Below are 17,546 nucleotides of genomic sequence, written 5' to 3' on the forward strand. Positions count from 1 at the left end.
TGTATGGTAGATAAACAAACTAAACAGACTCGGCAGCCACGTAAAAAGCAGCCATCCATTACAGAGAAAAATACAGTTTCTTTGGAAATGTGGCGTTTTTATTTATTGTGGGGTGTTGTTTTACTCTGCTTTGTGGGCTTGGTTGGTCGTGCATTTTATGTTCAAGTCATCAATAAAGACTTTTTACAAAATAAAGCCAATGCCAATATTTTACGTTCTGAAAAATTAAAAGCCATGCGTGGCGTGATCAGTGATCGACATGGTGTTCCGTTGGCCATCAGTTCGCCGATTATGAAAGTGGTGATTGATCCTCGTGAATATTTTGAAACGAAAGAACAATTTAATAAAATTACGGCTGAATTACAGAAAACACCAAATAGTCGTAAATTAAAGCGTCAATTACCTGATGAAAACTTAAATTTAGATGAGTTGGCAGATGTCGTTGGTATTGATCGAGCGGATTTAAAGAAAAAATTAGCAGATCGCCCTCGTTCGCGTTATTTGGTGCTTAAAAAAGAAGTTCCACCACCACAGGCAGATTTAATTACGCAGCGTAAATTTGCGGGTGTGTATGCGGAAAAAACCTATAAGCGTTATTATCCTCAGCCTCAACCGAATGCACAAATTATTGGTTTGACCAATAGTGAAGGTACAGGTATTGAAGGTTTGGAAATGCAGCTTAATACTCGCCTTGCTGGTGAAGATGGTGAGCAAAAAATTTCTCGTGATAAACATGGTAACCGCATCACGACACCAGAAGTGGTTAAGGAAGTGAAAACAGGTGAAAATATCACCCTCAGTATTGACTCCCGATTGCAATACATCATGTATCGTGAATTAACTGCTGTCGGTGTCGCGAATAATGCACGTTCTGCCTCTGCGATTGCTGTGGATGTAAAAACGGGTGAAATTTTAGCGATGACCAGTTGGCCTTCTTATAATCCAAATGATAAAGATGGTTTAAGCAATAAAGATGCGATGCGTAACCGTGGTGCAATCGATATGTTCGAGCCGGGTTCTACGATGAAGCCTTTTACAATTTCTGCTGGCTTAGAAAGCGGTCAATACACACCAAATTCTGTGATTAATACGGGTCCAGGCTCTATGCGTTTAGGTTCGCATACCATTCGAGATACGCATAACTATGGTTCGTTGACTGTGACTGGGGTGATTATTAAATCATCGAACGTCGGATCTGCAAAAATTGCATTGTCGCTTCCCAAGGAAGCTTTACCAAGTTTCTTTAGAAAAGTTGGGTTTGGCCAGCGTTCAGCAGTCAAATTCCCCGGTGAAAGTGGTGGTTTAGTACTTCCTCCTGAGAAATTAAATTCTTCTCAAATTGGAACCATGGCTTATGGTTATGGTCTAAATGCGACAATTCTGCAATTGGCTCAAGGCTATGCCATGCTATCTAATCATGGTGTGGAATATCCGCTCAGTTTATATAAACTTGAAGACCAGCCTAAAGGTAAGCAAGTTTTAGAACCTAAAATTGCGGATGAAGTCTTACTCATGCTTGAGCAAGTGACAATGCCGGGCGGTACTGCAAAGCAGGCCAATATTCCGGGTTATCGTGTGGGCGGTAAGACAGGTACGGCACATAAGCTGCGTCCTGACCATAGAGGCTATTCAAATACTGAATATCGTGCTTTATTTGCAGGTGTTGCACCGATTAGTGACCCACGTTTAGCGATTATCGTTGTAGTCGAAAATCCTCGTGGTCAATATTATGGTGGTCTTGTTGCTGCTCCAGTATTTGCTCGAATTATGCAAGAATCACTCAGATTGATGAATGTTCCACTTGATAAGCCACTTGAAACTGCTAAAGCATCCAAATAGGTAAAATATGACGATTCATTTTCAAGACATTGTAAATGTCGAAACACAACTGCCTTGGATGTCGGCGCCATTTCGTGGATTTAGTTTGGATAGCCGTTATATACAACAAGGTCAAATTTTTATTGCTTTGACCAGTTATTCTCAGCCAGAAAAAACATTGCAATTTGTACAATCTGCTTTGGAGAACGGTGCATTAGGTGTTGTGAGTGAAACGGATTTAGGGCTTGTAGATGTTTTAATTTGTCCTGATGTTCGTCAACACATGGGGCAATGGCAAAAACAATATTTACAAGCAACGGATCCTGTTCAGGTTGCACATGTACTTGCTGTGACAGGAACCAATGGTAAAACGACGATTTCACGTTTAGTTGCTGAGTTGTTGATGTTGCAAGGTAAAAAATGTGCGGTGATGGGAACAACAGGGAACGGTATTTTACCGAACCTAGAAGCATCTTCGCATACTACTTTGGATGCACTGCATTTACAAAACTTACTACATGATTTTGCTCAACAAGGTGCGGAATTTGTTTCACTCGAAGCGAGTTCGCATGGTTTGGAGCAAGGTCGTTTAAATGGTTGTAATATTGAAGTTGCAGCTTATAGTAATTTAAGTCGTGATCACTTGGATTATCACGGAACGCTTGAAGCCTATGCAGAAGCTAAATCTCGTTTATTTAAATTTCCAAGCTTAAAAGTTGCTGTTATTAATATTGACGATGCATATGCCAATATCATGCTTGATGCTGCAAGTAGCAATCTCGCACATCCTAAAGTGTTGACCTATTCAACCTCTAAAGCTGCGGATTATCAAGTTTTTGGAATTAAATATAGTTTAGAGGGTGCGAGTTTTCATTTGAAAACAGTGAAAGGTGAATTTACTGTCAATAGTCCATTGCTTGGGCATTTCAATATTGAAAATTTGGTTGCAAGTTTAATTGTTGCAGAACAAGCAGGTTTTGACCTTAAACAGTTAATTGCAGCAGTTCCAAAATTGAAAGGTGCGCCGGGGCGAATGCAAGTCATTCGCGATGAAGATCGACTATTTGTTGTCGATTATGCACACACGCCAGATGCTTTAACTCAAGTGTTAAAAACTTTAAAGCGCCATGTTGAAAATCAACTTTGGGCTGTGTTTGGTTGTGGCGGCGACCGTGATCGTGGTAAACGACCATTAATGACAAAAGCTGCATTAGAGCAAGCCAATCCAGTCATGTTGACTTCAGATAATCCTCGAACGGAAGATCCTGAACAAATTTTTGCAGATATGAAGCGTGATGTTGATTTTAATCAACATGATGTTCATGAAATTCATGATCGCCGTGAAGCGATTAAATATGCCGTAAAGCATGCCCAATCAGGTGATATTGTTGTGATTGCAGGAAAGGGACATGAAAATTATCAAGAAATTGATGGTGTACGCCATTGGTTTGATGATGTCGTGGAGGTGCAATCAGCGATTGATGCACAACACCATAAACCAAATTCAGCTTATCCAGCTCAGTAGGAAAAGAGATGCACACCTCTACCACCAGTACTGTGCCTTTGGAGCCATGGTCAGCAGAGCAACTTGCTGAAGCGACTCAAGGTTATTGGTATTTAGATAAAGCACCACAAGGTGAAATTAAACGTATTTTAACCGATTCTCGTCATGCAGAATCTGGTGATGCATTTTTAGCGCTTAAAGGTGAGCGTTTTGATGCACATGATTTTGTAGCACAGGTTGTGGCGAATGGTTGCCAAATTGCAATTGTCAGCCATCCTGTTGAAGTGGATATTTGCCAATTGGTTGTTGCAGATACGCGTTTGGCATTGGGTTATTTAGGTGCTTATCGTCGAGCGCAACATCCTCAGTTGAAAGTGATAGCATTGACAGGCAGTAGTGGCAAAACTACGACCAAAGAAATGTTAGGCAGTATTCTTTCGCGTTTAGCACCGACCTTAATTACACGTGGTAACCTCAATAATGATTTGGGTGTGCCGATGATGTTATTGGAGCTTCGAGCTGAACATCAGTACGCTGTGATGGAATTGGGTGCAAGTCATCAAGGTGAAATTGATTACACCTCAAACTTAGTTCAACCGCATGTGGCAGGTATTCTCAATATTGGGACTGCGCATTTGGGTGAATTTGGTGGGCGTGATGGTATTTGTCGTGCCAAATCAGAAATTTATGCACATATTGATCAAGCTGGAACTTCAATTATTCCTGCTGTTGATGATTTTACTGATACGATTCGCCAAGCTGTGCAGACCGAGAATGTATTGAGTTTTGGGCAAGGTGGTGAAGTTTTTGCAACAGAAATCCAATTGCAAGCTCAATCGGTAATATTTACGATAAATACACCAACAGGTGTTCGTACAGTAAACTTACCTTTTGCAGGTGAGCATAATGTGCATAATGCTGAAGCTGCGACTGCATTTGCATTGGCGATTGGTATTGGTTTAGATGATATTGTACTGGGGCTAGAATCTGCACAAGGTGCGAAAGGGCGTTTAAACTTTATTCGTAAAGACAATTATTTATTCATTGATGATACTTATAACGCCAATCCGACTTCAATGCGTGCAGCAGCAGAAGTGCTTGCTCAGCAAGAAGGGATTAGAGTCATGGTGATTGGTGATATTGGTGAGCTTGGAAATTCGGCTGCACAACAACATTATATGTTGGGTCGTGACCTTGTTTCAGTAAAAGGAATCAACTTTGTGGTTGCTGTTGGTGAATTTTCACCTGCAACACAAGAAGGTGCACGAAGCACTCAGTATGGTAAAAAAATGCAAGCTTTTCTTAATCAAGAACAAGCATTACCGTTATTATTAAGTTTAATTGAAACGCATCAACCACAGTCCATGAGTTTCTTATTTAAAGGTTCTCGTTATACCCATATGGAAACGTTGATGGCTGATTTGATGGAGAAAGTTTAATGCTGTTTTGGTTATTTCAGCACTTGGCAGGTTATGAAAATGCATTCCAAGTTGTTCGATATCTGTCATTTCGAGCACTGCTCAGTGTATTAACTGCATTGGCAATTGGCTGGGCTTTGGGGCCAGTCATGATTCGTAAACTGCAAGCCTTAAAATATGGTCAGGCAGTGAGCTCTTTTGCACCTGAAAATCATGCGAAGAAAATGGGTACGCCAACGATGGGGGGGATTTTAATCCTACTTTCGATTGGAATCAGTACGCTACTTTGGGCAGATTTATCCAATCCTTATGTATGGATTGTTTTGGCTGTGATGGTTATTTTCGGTGCTGTAGGTTGGGCGGATGATTGGATTAAAGTTCGCTATAAAGACAATGCTGGCTTACCTGCCAAAAAGAAATTCTTTTGGACTTCAGTAGGTTCGTTGGGTGCAGGTATTGCATTGTATGTTATTGCAATACAACAAGAAAATCCTGTACATACAGCGAATATGCTAGATTTGTTGATTCCATTCTTTAAGAATCTAAGCATTCCATTGTCAGCAGTACCTTTGGGTATTGGCTTTATTATTTTCACTTATTTGGTGATTAATGGTGGGTCAAATGCAGTGAATTTAACCGATGGCTTAGATGGTTTGGCGATCATGCCAATCGTATTGGTTGCAGCGGGTTTAGGTGTATTTGCTTATTTGGCAGGTGATATTCGCTTTGCGAATTATCTGCATATTCCATATGTTAAATATACTTCTGAGCTAGTCATTGTCTGTGCGGCAATGATTGGTGCAGGTTTGGCCTTTCTTTGGTATAACGCACATCCAGCACAAATTTTTATGGGTGATGTTGGTGCATTATCATTGGGTGCAATGTTAGGTACAATTGCGGTGATGGTTCGCCAAGAAATCGTCTTTGCAATCATGGGTGGTGTATTTGTGGTTGAAGCCATTTCTGTATTTTTACAAATTGGTTCATTGCGTATGCGTAATAAGCGTGTATTTCTTATGGCGCCTTTGCATCATCATTATGAGAAAAAGGGTTGGCGTGAAACTCAAGTGGTTATTCGCTTCTGGATTATTACAATTATGCTGGTAGTTTTAGGGTTAATGACTTTAAAATTGCGTTAAGCAAAAGTTGTTTGAGAAAGTCGGCAGTTGCCGGCTTTTTTTATGGCTTTAAATGAGTTTGGAGAATGTTATGAATGTGTTGATGTGTCCAGTATGTCGTGAAGCGCTCAGCTTAACGGATAGAACATGGCGCTGTATAAACAATCATAGCTATGATGTGGCAAAACAGGGTTATGTCAATTTGCATGTCGTACAACATAAACATAGTAAAAACCCAGGAGATACGCCTGAATCTGTACAAGCGCGTCGTGCATTTTTGAGTGGTGGTTTTTATGCGCCATTACAACAAGCGGTGGTAAAAAAGATTCGTGAATTAAAAATTGAGAATTTGCTTGATATCGGTTGTGGTGAAGGTTATTACACCGATGCAATGCAACACGAAGTTATACAATGCGTGGGTGTAGATATTGCAAAAAATGCAGTACAAGTTGCTGCAAAGCTCAATAAAAAGGTGACTTGGATTGTCGGTACTGGGGCAACATTACCTGTACTAGATCATTCTATTGATTTGTGTACCAGTTTATTTAGCCCGATTCCGCAAGATGAAATTTTACGTGTACTTAAACCTAAAGCGTATCTTATGGTGGTGACACCTGCGCCCGAACATTTGTTAGCCATGCGTGAAGGTTTGTTTGAAGAAGTGAAAGCACATGAACCACATAAGTTTGTCGAGCAATTAAAAGAACATTTTGAATTGATTGAGCATCCTATTGTGGAATCTAATTTTGAATTGGATCAAATTCAATTGAAAAATTTGATTGCGATGACGCCATATGCGTATAAGGCAAAACCTGAAAAGCGTTTAGTTTTGGAAGCTCAAGTTAAAACTAAGTTGAAGGCAGTATTTCAAATCTACTTATTTCAGAAAAAATAATCATTTTAATGCTTAAAATGGCTATTCAATAAAAAACGCCATCATTTGATGGCGTTCTTATTTGAAGATGGGACAAGAATTAATTATTGAACTTCATTAATTAAGTTCTCTAATGCATCACCTTCACGTTTTGGCGGGTTTTGATCCATTGATGGAGGTGTTGCACTGCTTGGTTTAAGCGGTTGTTCTGCCTCATCAGGCAAGTCATCAAAGTCATTTGATGGATTTCGTGTAGGTGTTGTTGGTGTGGGGCGATAAAGAGGACGTGCTAAAGGTGGTGAAGTACGATATTCCTCATTATTTTGGTCAGCGGATGGCTGTCCTCGTTGTTCACGAGAGATAGGGGCTTTGGCATTTTTATCGAAATGCACCCATGAAGATGGTGTGCCATCCAAAGCTTTACCCATGAAACTTGTCCAAACAGGTAAGGCTGCAATACCGCCATACTCACGACGACCAAGTGTAGTTGGTTGGTCAAAACCGACCCAAGCAATCGCTACTAATTTACCATTAAAGCCTGCAAACCAAGCATCTTTTGCATCATTGGTGGTTCCTGTTTTACCGCCAATATCATCACGACCAATTTTAAGAGCTGCACGACCCGTACCATGTACAATCACATCACGTAAAATATTGGCCATATCAAAAGCAGATTGTGATTTTAAAATACGTTGAGCTTGGCGATATTTGCTTTGCTCTTCTTTACTGAGCGTTGTTTCAGGTTCTACAACATCTTGAGTTGCGCCTTCAATGACTTCATCGTCAGGCGTTACTTCTGGATCGATACTATCATCTTTAGCATTGATACAAGGGATACATGCATAATCAGGATTGGCTTCGTAAATGACCTTACCATAGGCATCTTCAATACGGTTGATAAAGTGTGGTTGAATGCGATAACCACCATTTGCAATCGTTGCATAGCCAGTTGCCATTTGTACAGGTAAGACTTGTGGTGTGCCTAGGGCAATGGTGAAGTTACGTGGAATTTGATCTTCTTGTAGTCCAAAGTCCATCAAGAGTTGTCGAGCACGTTCAACACCAACACTTTGCAATAATCGAACAGAAACGGTATTACGAGATAAATATAAAGCGCGTCGTAAAGGAATCATCCCTAAATAACGCCCATCGGAGTTCTTTGGCGACCAACGGCCAATCGAAATTGGACTATCGTTCACCATCGAATAAGGAGTCATACCACGTTCAAGTGCCAATGCATAAATGAACGGTTTAATGGTTGAACCAGGTTGACGCCAGCCTTGGATTGCACGGTTGAATTTAGATTGATAAAAATTATAACCACCAACAACGGCTTCAATTGAGCCATCGTTTGGATTGATCGCAATAAGTTGTCCTTGGGCTTTGGGTGTTTGAACCAATGACCATGCTGTTTTATTTTCATTGGGTCTCAAGCGGATAATATCTTTGACAGTAACAATTTGAGAGGCTTTGCTTGGAGCACCACCTACAGCATTTGCATTAATATATTTTCTAGCCCATGACATTCCTGACCAAGGTACAGTGACCGTAGAGCCATCTTGCAATTTTGCATCAAAGCTATTTGCGCCTACTTTTACAACTTCAGCAGGATAAGTATTTGCATAGGGTACAAAATTTTTTAAAGGTTTGTCATGCGCTTCTGCACCACGCCAGCCATGGCGTCGGTCATAATCTTCTAAGCCTTTTTGTACTGCATCTTCAGCATATTGCTGACGTTTACTATCAACGGTTGTATAAACTTTATAACCAGAATCAATGGCAAGCTCACCAAATTTTTCTACAAGCTCTGTACGAACCATTTCGCCGACATAAGGAAATTTATTGCTTAAACCACGATCAGGCATACTCAGATTAATCGGTTCAGCAACGGCTTTTTGATACTCTGCTTGATTAAGATAACCGAGTTGTAGCATTCGCCCTAAAATCCAATTACGACGCTCTAAAGCACGTTCAGGATTTACAACAGGGTTGTATTTTGAAGGAGCTTTAGGTAAACCCGCAATCATGGCCATTTGAGCAACACTGAGTTGATCTAGGGTTTTGTTATAATAAATCTTTGCTGCCGCAGCGATACCGTATGCATTTTTACCTAAGAAGATTTTATTGACATACAAAGATAAAATTTCTTCTTTCGATAGATTTTGTTCTATTTTACGGGCTAAGAATACTTCAGTCAGTTTGCGCTTTAAAGTTCGTTCTGGTGATAAATAATAGTTTTTAGCCACCTGCATGGTGATGGTTGAACCACCTGTTTGAACATTTGAACCTGTAACACTTTCGCTCACAGCTCGACCTAAGCCTTTAAAGCTAATTCCGCTATGTTCAAAAAACGAAGAATCTTCCGCTGCTAAAAATGCATGGATGAAATGCGGAGGAATTTGATCGTATTCAACTGGAACAGAAAGTTTGCCTCCATATTCCGCAATCAGCTGATTATCTGCTGAATAAACTTGCATAGGTTTAAGCAATGGCGCCTTTTTTAAAGAGCTCATTTCTGGCAGTGATGGGGCGATATATAGATACATACCATAAAAGCCCATCGGAATTGCGACTAAAATAATAATAATCAGCAAAAAAAAGGGATGAATATGACCTGAACAAGATAGCTTTTTCATAACAAGTAAGTTTTAATAATAGCTAATGGCAAACTAATTGCTGGTCAGTATAGCTTTTCATTTGATAGATTGTTAGATGGGATATTGTATCTGTAAAAAATTAAGACCAATTGCAGTCGGTTTGTGTTATGTATTGGGGATAAAAAAATAATAGGAAATGTATCGTGCTTAGACTATATCGTAAGCCAAATAAGGGGTTAATAGGAGTAGATATTAGTTCTACTTCTGTAAAAATATTAGAACTCTCTGTTAAGAACGGTCGTTACTGGGTTGAAAGCTATGGATTAAGCCCCTTGCTTGATGGGAGTGTTGTTGAAAAAAACATTCTCAATCCAGAAGCAGTTGCTGATGCGTTGGAAAGAGCGGTGAACATTGCCAATCCTCAATCGCAGAATGTAGCTGTTGCAGTTCCAACATCTATGGTGATTCATAAAGTCATAGAAATGGATGCTGATATGTCTGATGAAGAACGGGAAGTTCAGATTCGAATGGATGCAGAACAATACATTCCATTTCCATTGGATGAAGTGAGTCTAGATTTTGAGGTTCTTCAAGATAAGCTCGCTGTTTCAAACCGTGCCAATGTTTTACTGGTTGCTACACGTACAGAAAATATTGATTCTCGGGTTGAAGTCTTAGAAATTGCAGGTCTATCGCCAAAAATTGCAGATGTAGAAAGTTATGCAATTGAACGTGCATTTGATGTATTTTCAGATACATTACCGATCGGTGTAAACATGGTAGGTATCTTAGATATCGGACATACCATGACAACACTTTCTGTCATGCAAAATGGCAAGATCATTTATACACGTGAACAAGTTTTTGGTGGAAAGCAGCTGACTCAAGATGTACAAAATCGTTATGGCTTATCTTATGAAGAAGCAGGTCGTGCGAAAAAAGATAGAACCTTACCTGATGATTTTGAAACAGAAGTGCTCATGCCATTTCTTGAAGCCGTGGTTCAACAGGCTGCACGATCATTACAATTCTTCTTTTCGTCCTCTCAGTTTAATGAAATTGACCATATTTTGCTGGCTGGTGGAAATGCAAATATTCCAGGTTTGGCAAAATTATTGCAACAAAAACTAGGCTACCGCGTCACGATTGCAAATCCTTTTCTGCAAATGGGGTTCTCTCCACAAATTGATTTAAACAAAATAGAGAATGATGCACCATCACTGATGGTCGCGTGTGGTTTAGCTTTGAGGAGTTTTGATTAATGGCAAAGATTAACCTACTCCCTTGGCGTGATGAGCTAAGAGAACAACGAAAAAAACAATTTATTGCAATTTGTATTGGGGTGGCACTAGTTGGTTTGGTGAGTGTATTGTTGACTTGGTTCTACTTTGATCATCAATTAGAAGATCAGGAACAAGCCAATCAACTGATTACCAGTACCAATCAAAACTTAGATGCTCAATTAAAAACTTTAGATGGTTTGCAAGAACGTCGTAATGCAATTATTGAACGAATGAAATTGATTCAGGGTTTACAAGGTCAACGCCCTGTGACTGTGCGTTTAATCGATGAATTAGTTCGTGTTACACCTGTTCAAATGTATCTTACGAAGTTCAGCCGAGTGGGGGATAAATTTACCATTGAAGGTAAAGCTGAAAGCCCAAATACAGTTGCTGAACTTTTACGTGGGTTAGAAGCTTCAGAATGGTATCGTAATGCCTTTATGAATTCTTTCTTGGCTGCAGAAGAAAACAAAAATAAAACACCGACTTCTGTGATTCCACGCGTTGAGGAATCCTATGGAAGTTTCGTAGTGACTGTGGATTTAGGAGAAATTGCATCTACTACAACAGATGAAAAAGCTGCTAATAAAACTGAACAAGTTCCAGCTGCTGGGGGTGCGAAATGAATCGTGAAGATTTAGATAAAATAGATTCATCCGTAAAAGATGCGCCAAAGAAAAATAGCATGACAGTTGAGAAGTTTTTTCAACAGTTTAATACATTGGATATGAATAACTATGGAAGTTGGCCTTTATCGGTCAAAATCACTTGCTGGTTATTCTTATTCTTTGTTGTCTGTGCAATCGGTTATTTTTTAGCGATTAAACCTAAATTAGACAGTATTGATCAGGCGCGTACTGTTGAACAAAATTTACTGAATGAATTTAAAGAAAAAGATTCTAAACTCAGAAATTTGCAGCAATATCAAGCGCAATTACAGCAAATGGAGTTGAATTTTACTCAACAGTTAGAGCAACTTCCGAAAGAAACTGAAATTCCAAGTTTGGTTGAAGATATCAACGTGACTGGGGTGAGTTCGGGTCTGAAATTTAAAAATATCAAATTGGAACCAGAAGTTAAGCAAGAGTTCTTTATTGAGCAACCGATTTCGATTGATGCAATGGGTGATTATCACTCATTTGGTAGTTTTGTGAGCAGTATTGCGGTGTTGCCACGTATTGTGACGCTTCATGACTTCACGGTTACAGGAACACCAAGTAGCGATAAGAAATCCGATGTACCTGTAGTAGATTATACAATTAAAGCCAAAACCTACCGCTATGTCGGAACGGATGCAAATCAAACGAATGCTCCAGCAGATAAGATCGCTTCTGGCACAACGACACCACCGCAAGGAGGGAAGCCACAATGAAAAAAGTCTATAAAATAATTTGTGGGATCTCATTTGCTACATTATTGGTTGGTTGTGATTCTAGAATCGATGCTGTTAATCAACAAATGGCAAATATCAGAAATGAACAGCCATTACCAATTGAGCCTGCACCTGTATTTACGCCAGTTCCGAGCTTTAATTATTCAGCTCAACAGTTGCGTAGTCCTTTTTTACCAAGTTCATTGGCAAATGAACTAAAAATTATGTCAGGTAAACGTGTTTATCCGAACTTTTCTAGACAAGCTCAACCGCTTGAGAGCTATCCTTTAGAGTCTTTGACACTTAAAGGCAGTATGAAAGGAAATACGGGACAAATTGTTGGATTAATCCAAACGCCTGATGGTGAAATTGAACGTGTACAACGTGGTAATTACATGGGGATGAATCAGGGACGAATCATCGAGATTACACCTACTCGTATTGATTTATTAGAAATAGTACCCGATGGTCGAGACGGTTATATAGAGCGACCACGTAGTTTGGTTCTAATAGGTCCAGTGGATTGAAACTGAATTAAGGAATAAAAATGAAAAATAGTTTAAAAAGTATGTTTAGTGGGGATGGTCAGTTTATGAATAGTCACCTTCGTCAATTTACAATGGCGGCTGTATCAATCGCGATTATGCAAGTGGCAACAGCGCAAACAACGATGACCAATATCGTGCCAATGAAAATACCAGGACAAGGAACTGAGATCCGTGTCATGTTCAATGGCTTACCACCACAACCGCAAGCATATCAATTGGATAATCCATCTCGATTAATTTTAGATTTTGATAATGCAAAGCAAAACTTAACGCAAACAACGATTCCAGTGGCGAGCGATGAAGCGACTTCGGTTGATGTTAGTGCTGATGATCAACGTTCACGTTTAACAGTGAATTTAAAGAACAGTGGTCCTTTTACCACACGTGTTGAGGGTAATACCTTTATTCTGAAAATGAATAATGTGAACCAAGCAGCGGCTTTACCTGCTTATTCAACACCTGTTAACGCAAAACAAGCTCAACAGGGAATTGCTGATATTGGTTTTCAGCGTGGAAATGTCGGTGAAGGTCAAGTTTTTGTAAATTTATCTGGGGCGAATACGCCAATAGATGTGCAACAACAAGGTAGTAAAGTTGTTATCCGTACATTGGGGAATAAGATTCCTGCACATTTAATTCGTCGTTTAAATGTGAATGATTTCGCAACACCTGTGTCGTCTATTGATGCTTATAATGATGGTTCAAATGGTGTAATCACGATTCAGTCTTCGGGTAGCTATGAATATATGGCTTATCAGGCTGAAAATAAACTGACAGTAAGTTTAAAGCGACCTGCTGAAAACAAGTTGATTCGTCCAAGTTCAAGTCAATCCTATACAGGTAAGAAGATATCTTTAGATTTTCAAGACATTGAAGTACGTCGCGTACTGCAATTACTTGCAGACTTTACTGGCATCAATATGGTGGCTTCTGATAGTGTACAGGGTAATATTACTTTGCGCTTAAAAGATGTTCCGTGGGATCAGGCGCTGGATATCGTTTTAAAAACTAAAAATCTCGATAAACGCCGAAATGGCAGTGTGATTTGGATTGCACCAGTCACGGAGTTAATTAAATCTGAGGAAGATGAGGCGAAAGCTTTAGCACAAAGTGTAAAATTATCTCCCTTACAAACAGAATATGTTCAACTGAATTATGCCAAAGCCACAGATATTGAGAAATTAATAGTTCAAGGTAAAAATAGTAATAATTCAGGTTCGGCTTCAAGTGGAAGTAATGTAGATCCATTGGGAGATAGTGTAGGTAGTCTGCTTAGTCCACGTGGTACGGTTTCGGTTGACCCTAGAACGAATACATTGATTATTAATGATACTTCACAGAAAATAGATCAAATTCGCAAAATGATTGATTTACTTGATGTTTCGGTAAAGCAAGTCATGGTGGAAGCACGAATTGTACGTGCAACAACAGATTTTACTAAAGAGATGGGAGTGAAATGGGGGGTTTTATCTAAAGGTATTAATCAAAATAATGATTTGTTAGTTGGTGGAAGTGATCAGACACTATGGGATTTGAAAACACCTGATGATGATGGAAAATACACAATAAACCGTCCAGATAACTTGAATGTAGATTTAGGTATAGAAAATGCGGCGGGTAAAATTGCTTTTGGTTTAATTAGTCTCTCTGATTTTATGTTAGATTTAGAACTATCGGCATTACAGGCTGATGGTTATGGAGAAGTGATTTCAACACCAAAGGTTATGACTGCGGATAAGCAAAAAGCCAAAGTGGCTTCGGGTCAACAGGTTCCATACCAAACAGTAGAAACTGCAGGTGGTACTGCAACTGCAACAACTTCATTTAAAGATGTTTTATTGAGCTTAGATGTAACACCTAGTATTACCCCTGATGGGAAAGTACAAATGCAATTGAACATTACCAGTGATACTGTAGGTGCTCCAGCACCTAATGGTGAATTGACGTTGAATAAAAATGAAATCAATACCAATGTATTGGTGGATAATGGTGAAACTGTTGTTTTAGGTGGTATTTTTGAACAACAAACCCAAAATAGTCAGACCAAAGTTCCTTTCTTAGGGGATATTCCTTACTTAGGGCGACTATTCCGCAAAGATGTGAAATCTGATAATAAGCGTGAGCTATTAATCTTCGTGACACCTAGAATTGTTAATGACAGTCGTACTAGAAATCATTAATATACTTTCAATGAAAGCAATTCGATAGGTGACTCCTTGCCAAGCAAAGAGTTTGAAACCCTACCAAATATTTATTTGGTAGGGCCCATGGGAGCAGGAAAAACAACAGTCGGTCGGCATTTGGCAGAACTGTTAGGTCGTGAATTTCTAGACAGTGATCATGAGATAGAACGAAAAACTGGGGCATCGATCCCTTGGATTTTTGAAAAAGAAGGCGAGCAAGGTTTCCGAACAAGAGAAACGATCGTTATAGATGATTTAACTTCTAAGAAAAATTTAGTTGTCGCAACAGGTGGTGGTGCTGTTACGCAAGTGATGAATCGCGAATATCTTAAACATCGGGGTATTGTGATTTATTTGTATACACCTGTGGAAATTCAGTTGCTACGTACGCATCGAGATAAAAACCGTCCTTTATTACAAGTTGAAAATCCAGAACGGAAGTTAAAAGATCTACTTAAAGCACGTGATCCACTTTATCGAGATGTTGCGCATTATATTATTGAAACCAACCAAGGTGCTGCACGAGATCTGGCATTGAAGATATTGCAGCTTATTGTTTCAAAAGAGATTGTTTAATCCGTAAATTATCGTTATTTATTATTTGGCAGAATCATGCAAACTTTACATGTAGAACTGGGTGAACGTCGTTATCCAATTTTTATTGGTAGTCACTTAAATCCACAACAATTACTTGAGACTCATATTCATGGGCGTCAGGTCATGATTGTCACCAATACTACAGTGCAGCCTTTATATTTATCACATTATGTGGAAGCAATTGAACAACTCGGTAAGCAAGTTGCAGTATGTGTATTGCTAGATGGTGAAAAGTATAAAAATAGTGAACATTTAAATCTTATTTTTGATGCATTGCTTGAAGCAAGTTTTAATCGTGATTGTACAGTATTGGCTTTAGGCGGTGGTGTAATTGGTGATATGGCTGGATTTGCATCCGCATGTTTCCAGCGAGGTGTTTATTTCATTCAAGTACCTACAACTTTATTGTCTCAAGTGGATTCAAGCGTTGGCGGTAAAACGGGAATTAATCATCCATTGGGCAAAAATATGATTGGGGCATTTCAGCAACCGCAAGTTGTCTTGGCTGATATGGCTCAGTTGAAAACATTGCCTGAACGTGAATTATCGGCAGGTTTAGCCGAAGTGATTAAATATGCATTATTGGGTGATGAAGCATTTTTAGTTTGGTTAGAAGCGAATATGGATGGATTGATTGCACGAAATCCAGAATTATTGGCTGAAGCTGTTTATCGTTCTTGTGCGCATAAAGCACGTATTGTTGCAAATGATGAAAAAGAGCAAGGTGAGCGTGCTTTACTTAATTTAGGACATACTTTTGGTCATGCCATCGAGTCTTATCTTGGTTATGGGGTTTGGTTGCATGGTGAGGCTGTCGCAACAGGTATGGTGATGGCTGCTGATCTTTCTTGTCGAATGGGTTGGATTTCACAAAATGATTTGGAGCGTACAAAAAAAATCATACAACGTGCTCAATTGCCTGTAGCATGTCCTAAAATTCCACTCGATGAATTTTTAGCGTATATGTCGCATGATAAAAAGGTATTAAATGGACAACTCCGTTTAGTATTAATGAAGCAAATAGGTCAAGCGATGATCACGAAAGAGTTTGATGTCGAGTTGATGAAGCAAGCGATTTTAGCGAATCAAATATAGAAAAGGTTAGTTTCAAATGGTAGTAATTCGTACAAATTGGCAAAATATTCGACAATATATTTGGTTAATTGGCGGATTGTTGTGCCTCCTTGCGGCTTTGATCTTTTGGGCGATTACAGATACCAAAGACTTGGTTACAGTAACAAATCCAATTGGTGAAACTCAAGTTCAGATTCAGCCTGAAAAGGTTGCTGCATCTGCTCATTTAGGAAGTTTGATGGATGAGGTGCGCCCACTTGAAATGACGACTCGTGTTGTAACCGCAGGGAATCATACTGCTGAATTCCGTGGGACTAAATTTTTTCAAGAAAATAAGAAAGCTTGGACAGTTGAACTATTTAAAGTTACAGATGAAGATATTATTCGTAGCTTTTTGCAAAAACAGACTGATCGTAAAAACTTTATTTATTTTCGTTTAAGTGGTGAAAATCAAACTGAGCAATATGTTTTGGTCTATGGTGTATTTCAGAATGATCATCAAGCAAAGGCTCAGCTAGAGCAACTTGGTATTAAACTACCTACTGCAATACATCCTCAAGCAGTTCAATTCGAAAAATATGCAGCTTTCGTCAATGATCTAGGTTCAGATGAAATGATGGGTACAAATAAGCTGTATGAGGTTAAATTAAAATCTGCACCACTTCCTGTTGTTGATGAGTCTTTATTGGCTCAAGCAAAATCTGCACTTGCTGCAATTACAGGTTCTAATACTACTGTAAATACCACGCAAACGACAATTACTCGTCGCGATGAATCAGGCAATGTAGTTGATGTGCAGAAATCACAATCGACAACTGCACAAACTCAGAACAAAAATAAAGATCCAGTAGCACCTTCTGCTGAGAAAAAGCCAGTAGAGCATGAAATTAGCGATCCATTTAATTAGAATAAGCACCTATATGGTGCGAAATTAAACATTAAACTTGTTATTTGCACAGTAGTGGTGCTTAAAAATTGATTGGTTATTTGTGTAATTTTTTAACAAGGCTTTTATTTTAATATATTTGAGTAGTTTGGTGACTAAGAATAATAATTGGCATATTTTTTGCTTTATTGTTGCGCTAATTGAGTTAATTGTCCCTATTTTGGCGCGAAATGATTCAATTGGTGTGCGATATTTGTCTATTTAAGTGCTTTAA

14 protein-coding genes are annotated in these 17,546 nt (G+C 39.1%); 13 read left to right on the plus strand and 1 reads right to left on the minus strand.

What is annotated here, in order from left to right:
• Window positions 1-3: 3 nt before the first annotated feature.
• From ftsI to CDA10_RS09030, 5 genes are all read left to right on the plus strand, one after another.
• A complete protein-coding gene (gene ftsI, locus CDA10_RS09010; protein ID WP_089605291.1) occupies window positions 4-1,839 on the plus strand; it encodes a penicillin-binding protein PBP3 in 1,836 nt (611 codons plus the stop codon).
• A gap of 7 nt (window positions 1,840-1,846) precedes the next feature.
• Window positions 1,847-3,343 (plus strand): UDP-N-acetylmuramoyl-L-alanyl-D-glutamate--2,6-diaminopimelate ligase, encoded by a 1,497-nt coding sequence (locus tag CDA10_RS09015; protein ID WP_089605292.1) that lies wholly within the window; start codon window positions 1,847-1,849, stop codon window positions 3,341-3,343.
• An 8-nt stretch (window positions 3,344-3,351) separates the two neighbouring features.
• Window positions 3,352-4,761: a UDP-N-acetylmuramoyl-tripeptide--D-alanyl-D-alanine ligase gene (locus tag CDA10_RS09020; RefSeq protein WP_089605293.1), complete on the plus strand. Its 1,410-nt coding sequence runs from the start codon at window positions 3,352-3,354 to the stop codon at window positions 4,759-4,761.
• A complete protein-coding gene (gene mraY / locus CDA10_RS09025; protein WP_089605294.1) occupies window positions 4,761-5,879 on the plus strand; it encodes a phospho-N-acetylmuramoyl-pentapeptide-transferase in 1,119 nt (372 codons plus the stop codon). Before CDA10_RS09020 ends, mraY begins: the two co-directional genes overlap by 1 nt.
• A gap of 70 nt (window positions 5,880-5,949) precedes the next feature.
• On the plus strand, window positions 5,950-6,753 hold the full coding sequence (locus CDA10_RS09030; protein ID WP_089605295.1) for a putative RNA methyltransferase: 804 nt from the start codon (window positions 5,950-5,952) through the stop codon (window positions 6,751-6,753).
• Window positions 6,754-6,836: 83 nt separating this feature from the next.
• Here the strand turns inward: CDA10_RS09030 and ponA are convergent, their stop codons facing one another.
• Window positions 6,837-9,368, minus strand: a complete 2,532-nt coding sequence (gene ponA / locus CDA10_RS09035) for a penicillin-binding protein PBP1a (protein WP_089605296.1) — start codon at window positions 9,366-9,368, stop codon at window positions 6,837-6,839.
• Window positions 9,369-9,532: 164 nt separating this feature from the next.
• Between ponA and CDA10_RS09040 the strand changes: the two genes are divergently transcribed.
• The 8 genes from CDA10_RS09040 to CDA10_RS09075 are packed head-to-tail and all read left to right on the plus strand — an operon-like array spanning window position 9,533 to window position 17,293.
• A complete protein-coding gene (locus tag CDA10_RS09040; protein ID WP_089605297.1) occupies window positions 9,533-10,591 on the plus strand; it encodes a pilus assembly protein PilM in 1,059 nt (352 codons plus the stop codon).
• Window positions 10,591-11,238, plus strand: a complete 648-nt coding sequence (locus CDA10_RS09045) for a PilN domain-containing protein (protein ID WP_089605298.1) — start codon at window positions 10,591-10,593, stop codon at window positions 11,236-11,238. Before CDA10_RS09040 ends, CDA10_RS09045 begins: the two co-directional genes overlap by 1 nt.
• Window positions 11,235-11,984, plus strand: coding sequence for a type IV pilus inner membrane component PilO (locus CDA10_RS09050; protein ID WP_089605299.1), 750 nt, complete (start codon window positions 11,235-11,237; stop codon window positions 11,982-11,984). Before CDA10_RS09045 ends, CDA10_RS09050 begins: the two co-directional genes overlap by 4 nt.
• Entirely contained in the window at window positions 11,981-12,511 is a 531-nt protein-coding gene (locus CDA10_RS09055) for a pilus assembly protein PilP (protein ID WP_089605300.1), read from the plus strand. The genes CDA10_RS09050 and CDA10_RS09055 overlap by 4 nt, the downstream gene beginning before the upstream one ends.
• 20 nt (window positions 12,512-12,531) lie before the next feature.
• A complete protein-coding gene (pilQ, locus tag CDA10_RS09060; protein ID WP_089605301.1) occupies window positions 12,532-14,712 on the plus strand; it encodes a type IV pilus secretin PilQ in 2,181 nt (726 codons plus the stop codon).
• Between the two features lie 36 nt (window positions 14,713-14,748).
• Entirely contained in the window at window positions 14,749-15,291 is a 543-nt protein-coding gene (gene aroK / locus CDA10_RS09065; protein ID WP_089605302.1) for a shikimate kinase AroK, read from the plus strand.
• Between the two features lie 36 nt (window positions 15,292-15,327).
• The gene (aroB, locus tag CDA10_RS09070) at window positions 15,328-16,407 is read left to right on the plus strand and encodes a 3-dehydroquinate synthase (protein WP_089605303.1); all 1,080 of its coding nucleotides are present in this window, start codon (window positions 15,328-15,330) and stop codon (window positions 16,405-16,407) included.
• A gap of 16 nt (window positions 16,408-16,423) precedes the next feature.
• Window positions 16,424-17,293 carry a hypothetical protein gene (locus tag CDA10_RS09075; RefSeq protein WP_089605304.1) on the plus strand — a complete coding sequence of 290 codons (870 nt, stop codon included), beginning with the start codon at window positions 16,424-16,426 and terminating at the stop codon, window positions 17,291-17,293.
• Window positions 17,294-17,546: the final 253 nt, after the last annotated feature.

The organism is Acinetobacter piscicola (genome assembly GCF_002233755.1).
GTDB classification, from domain to species: domain Bacteria; phylum Pseudomonadota; class Gammaproteobacteria; order Pseudomonadales; family Moraxellaceae; genus Acinetobacter; species Acinetobacter piscicola.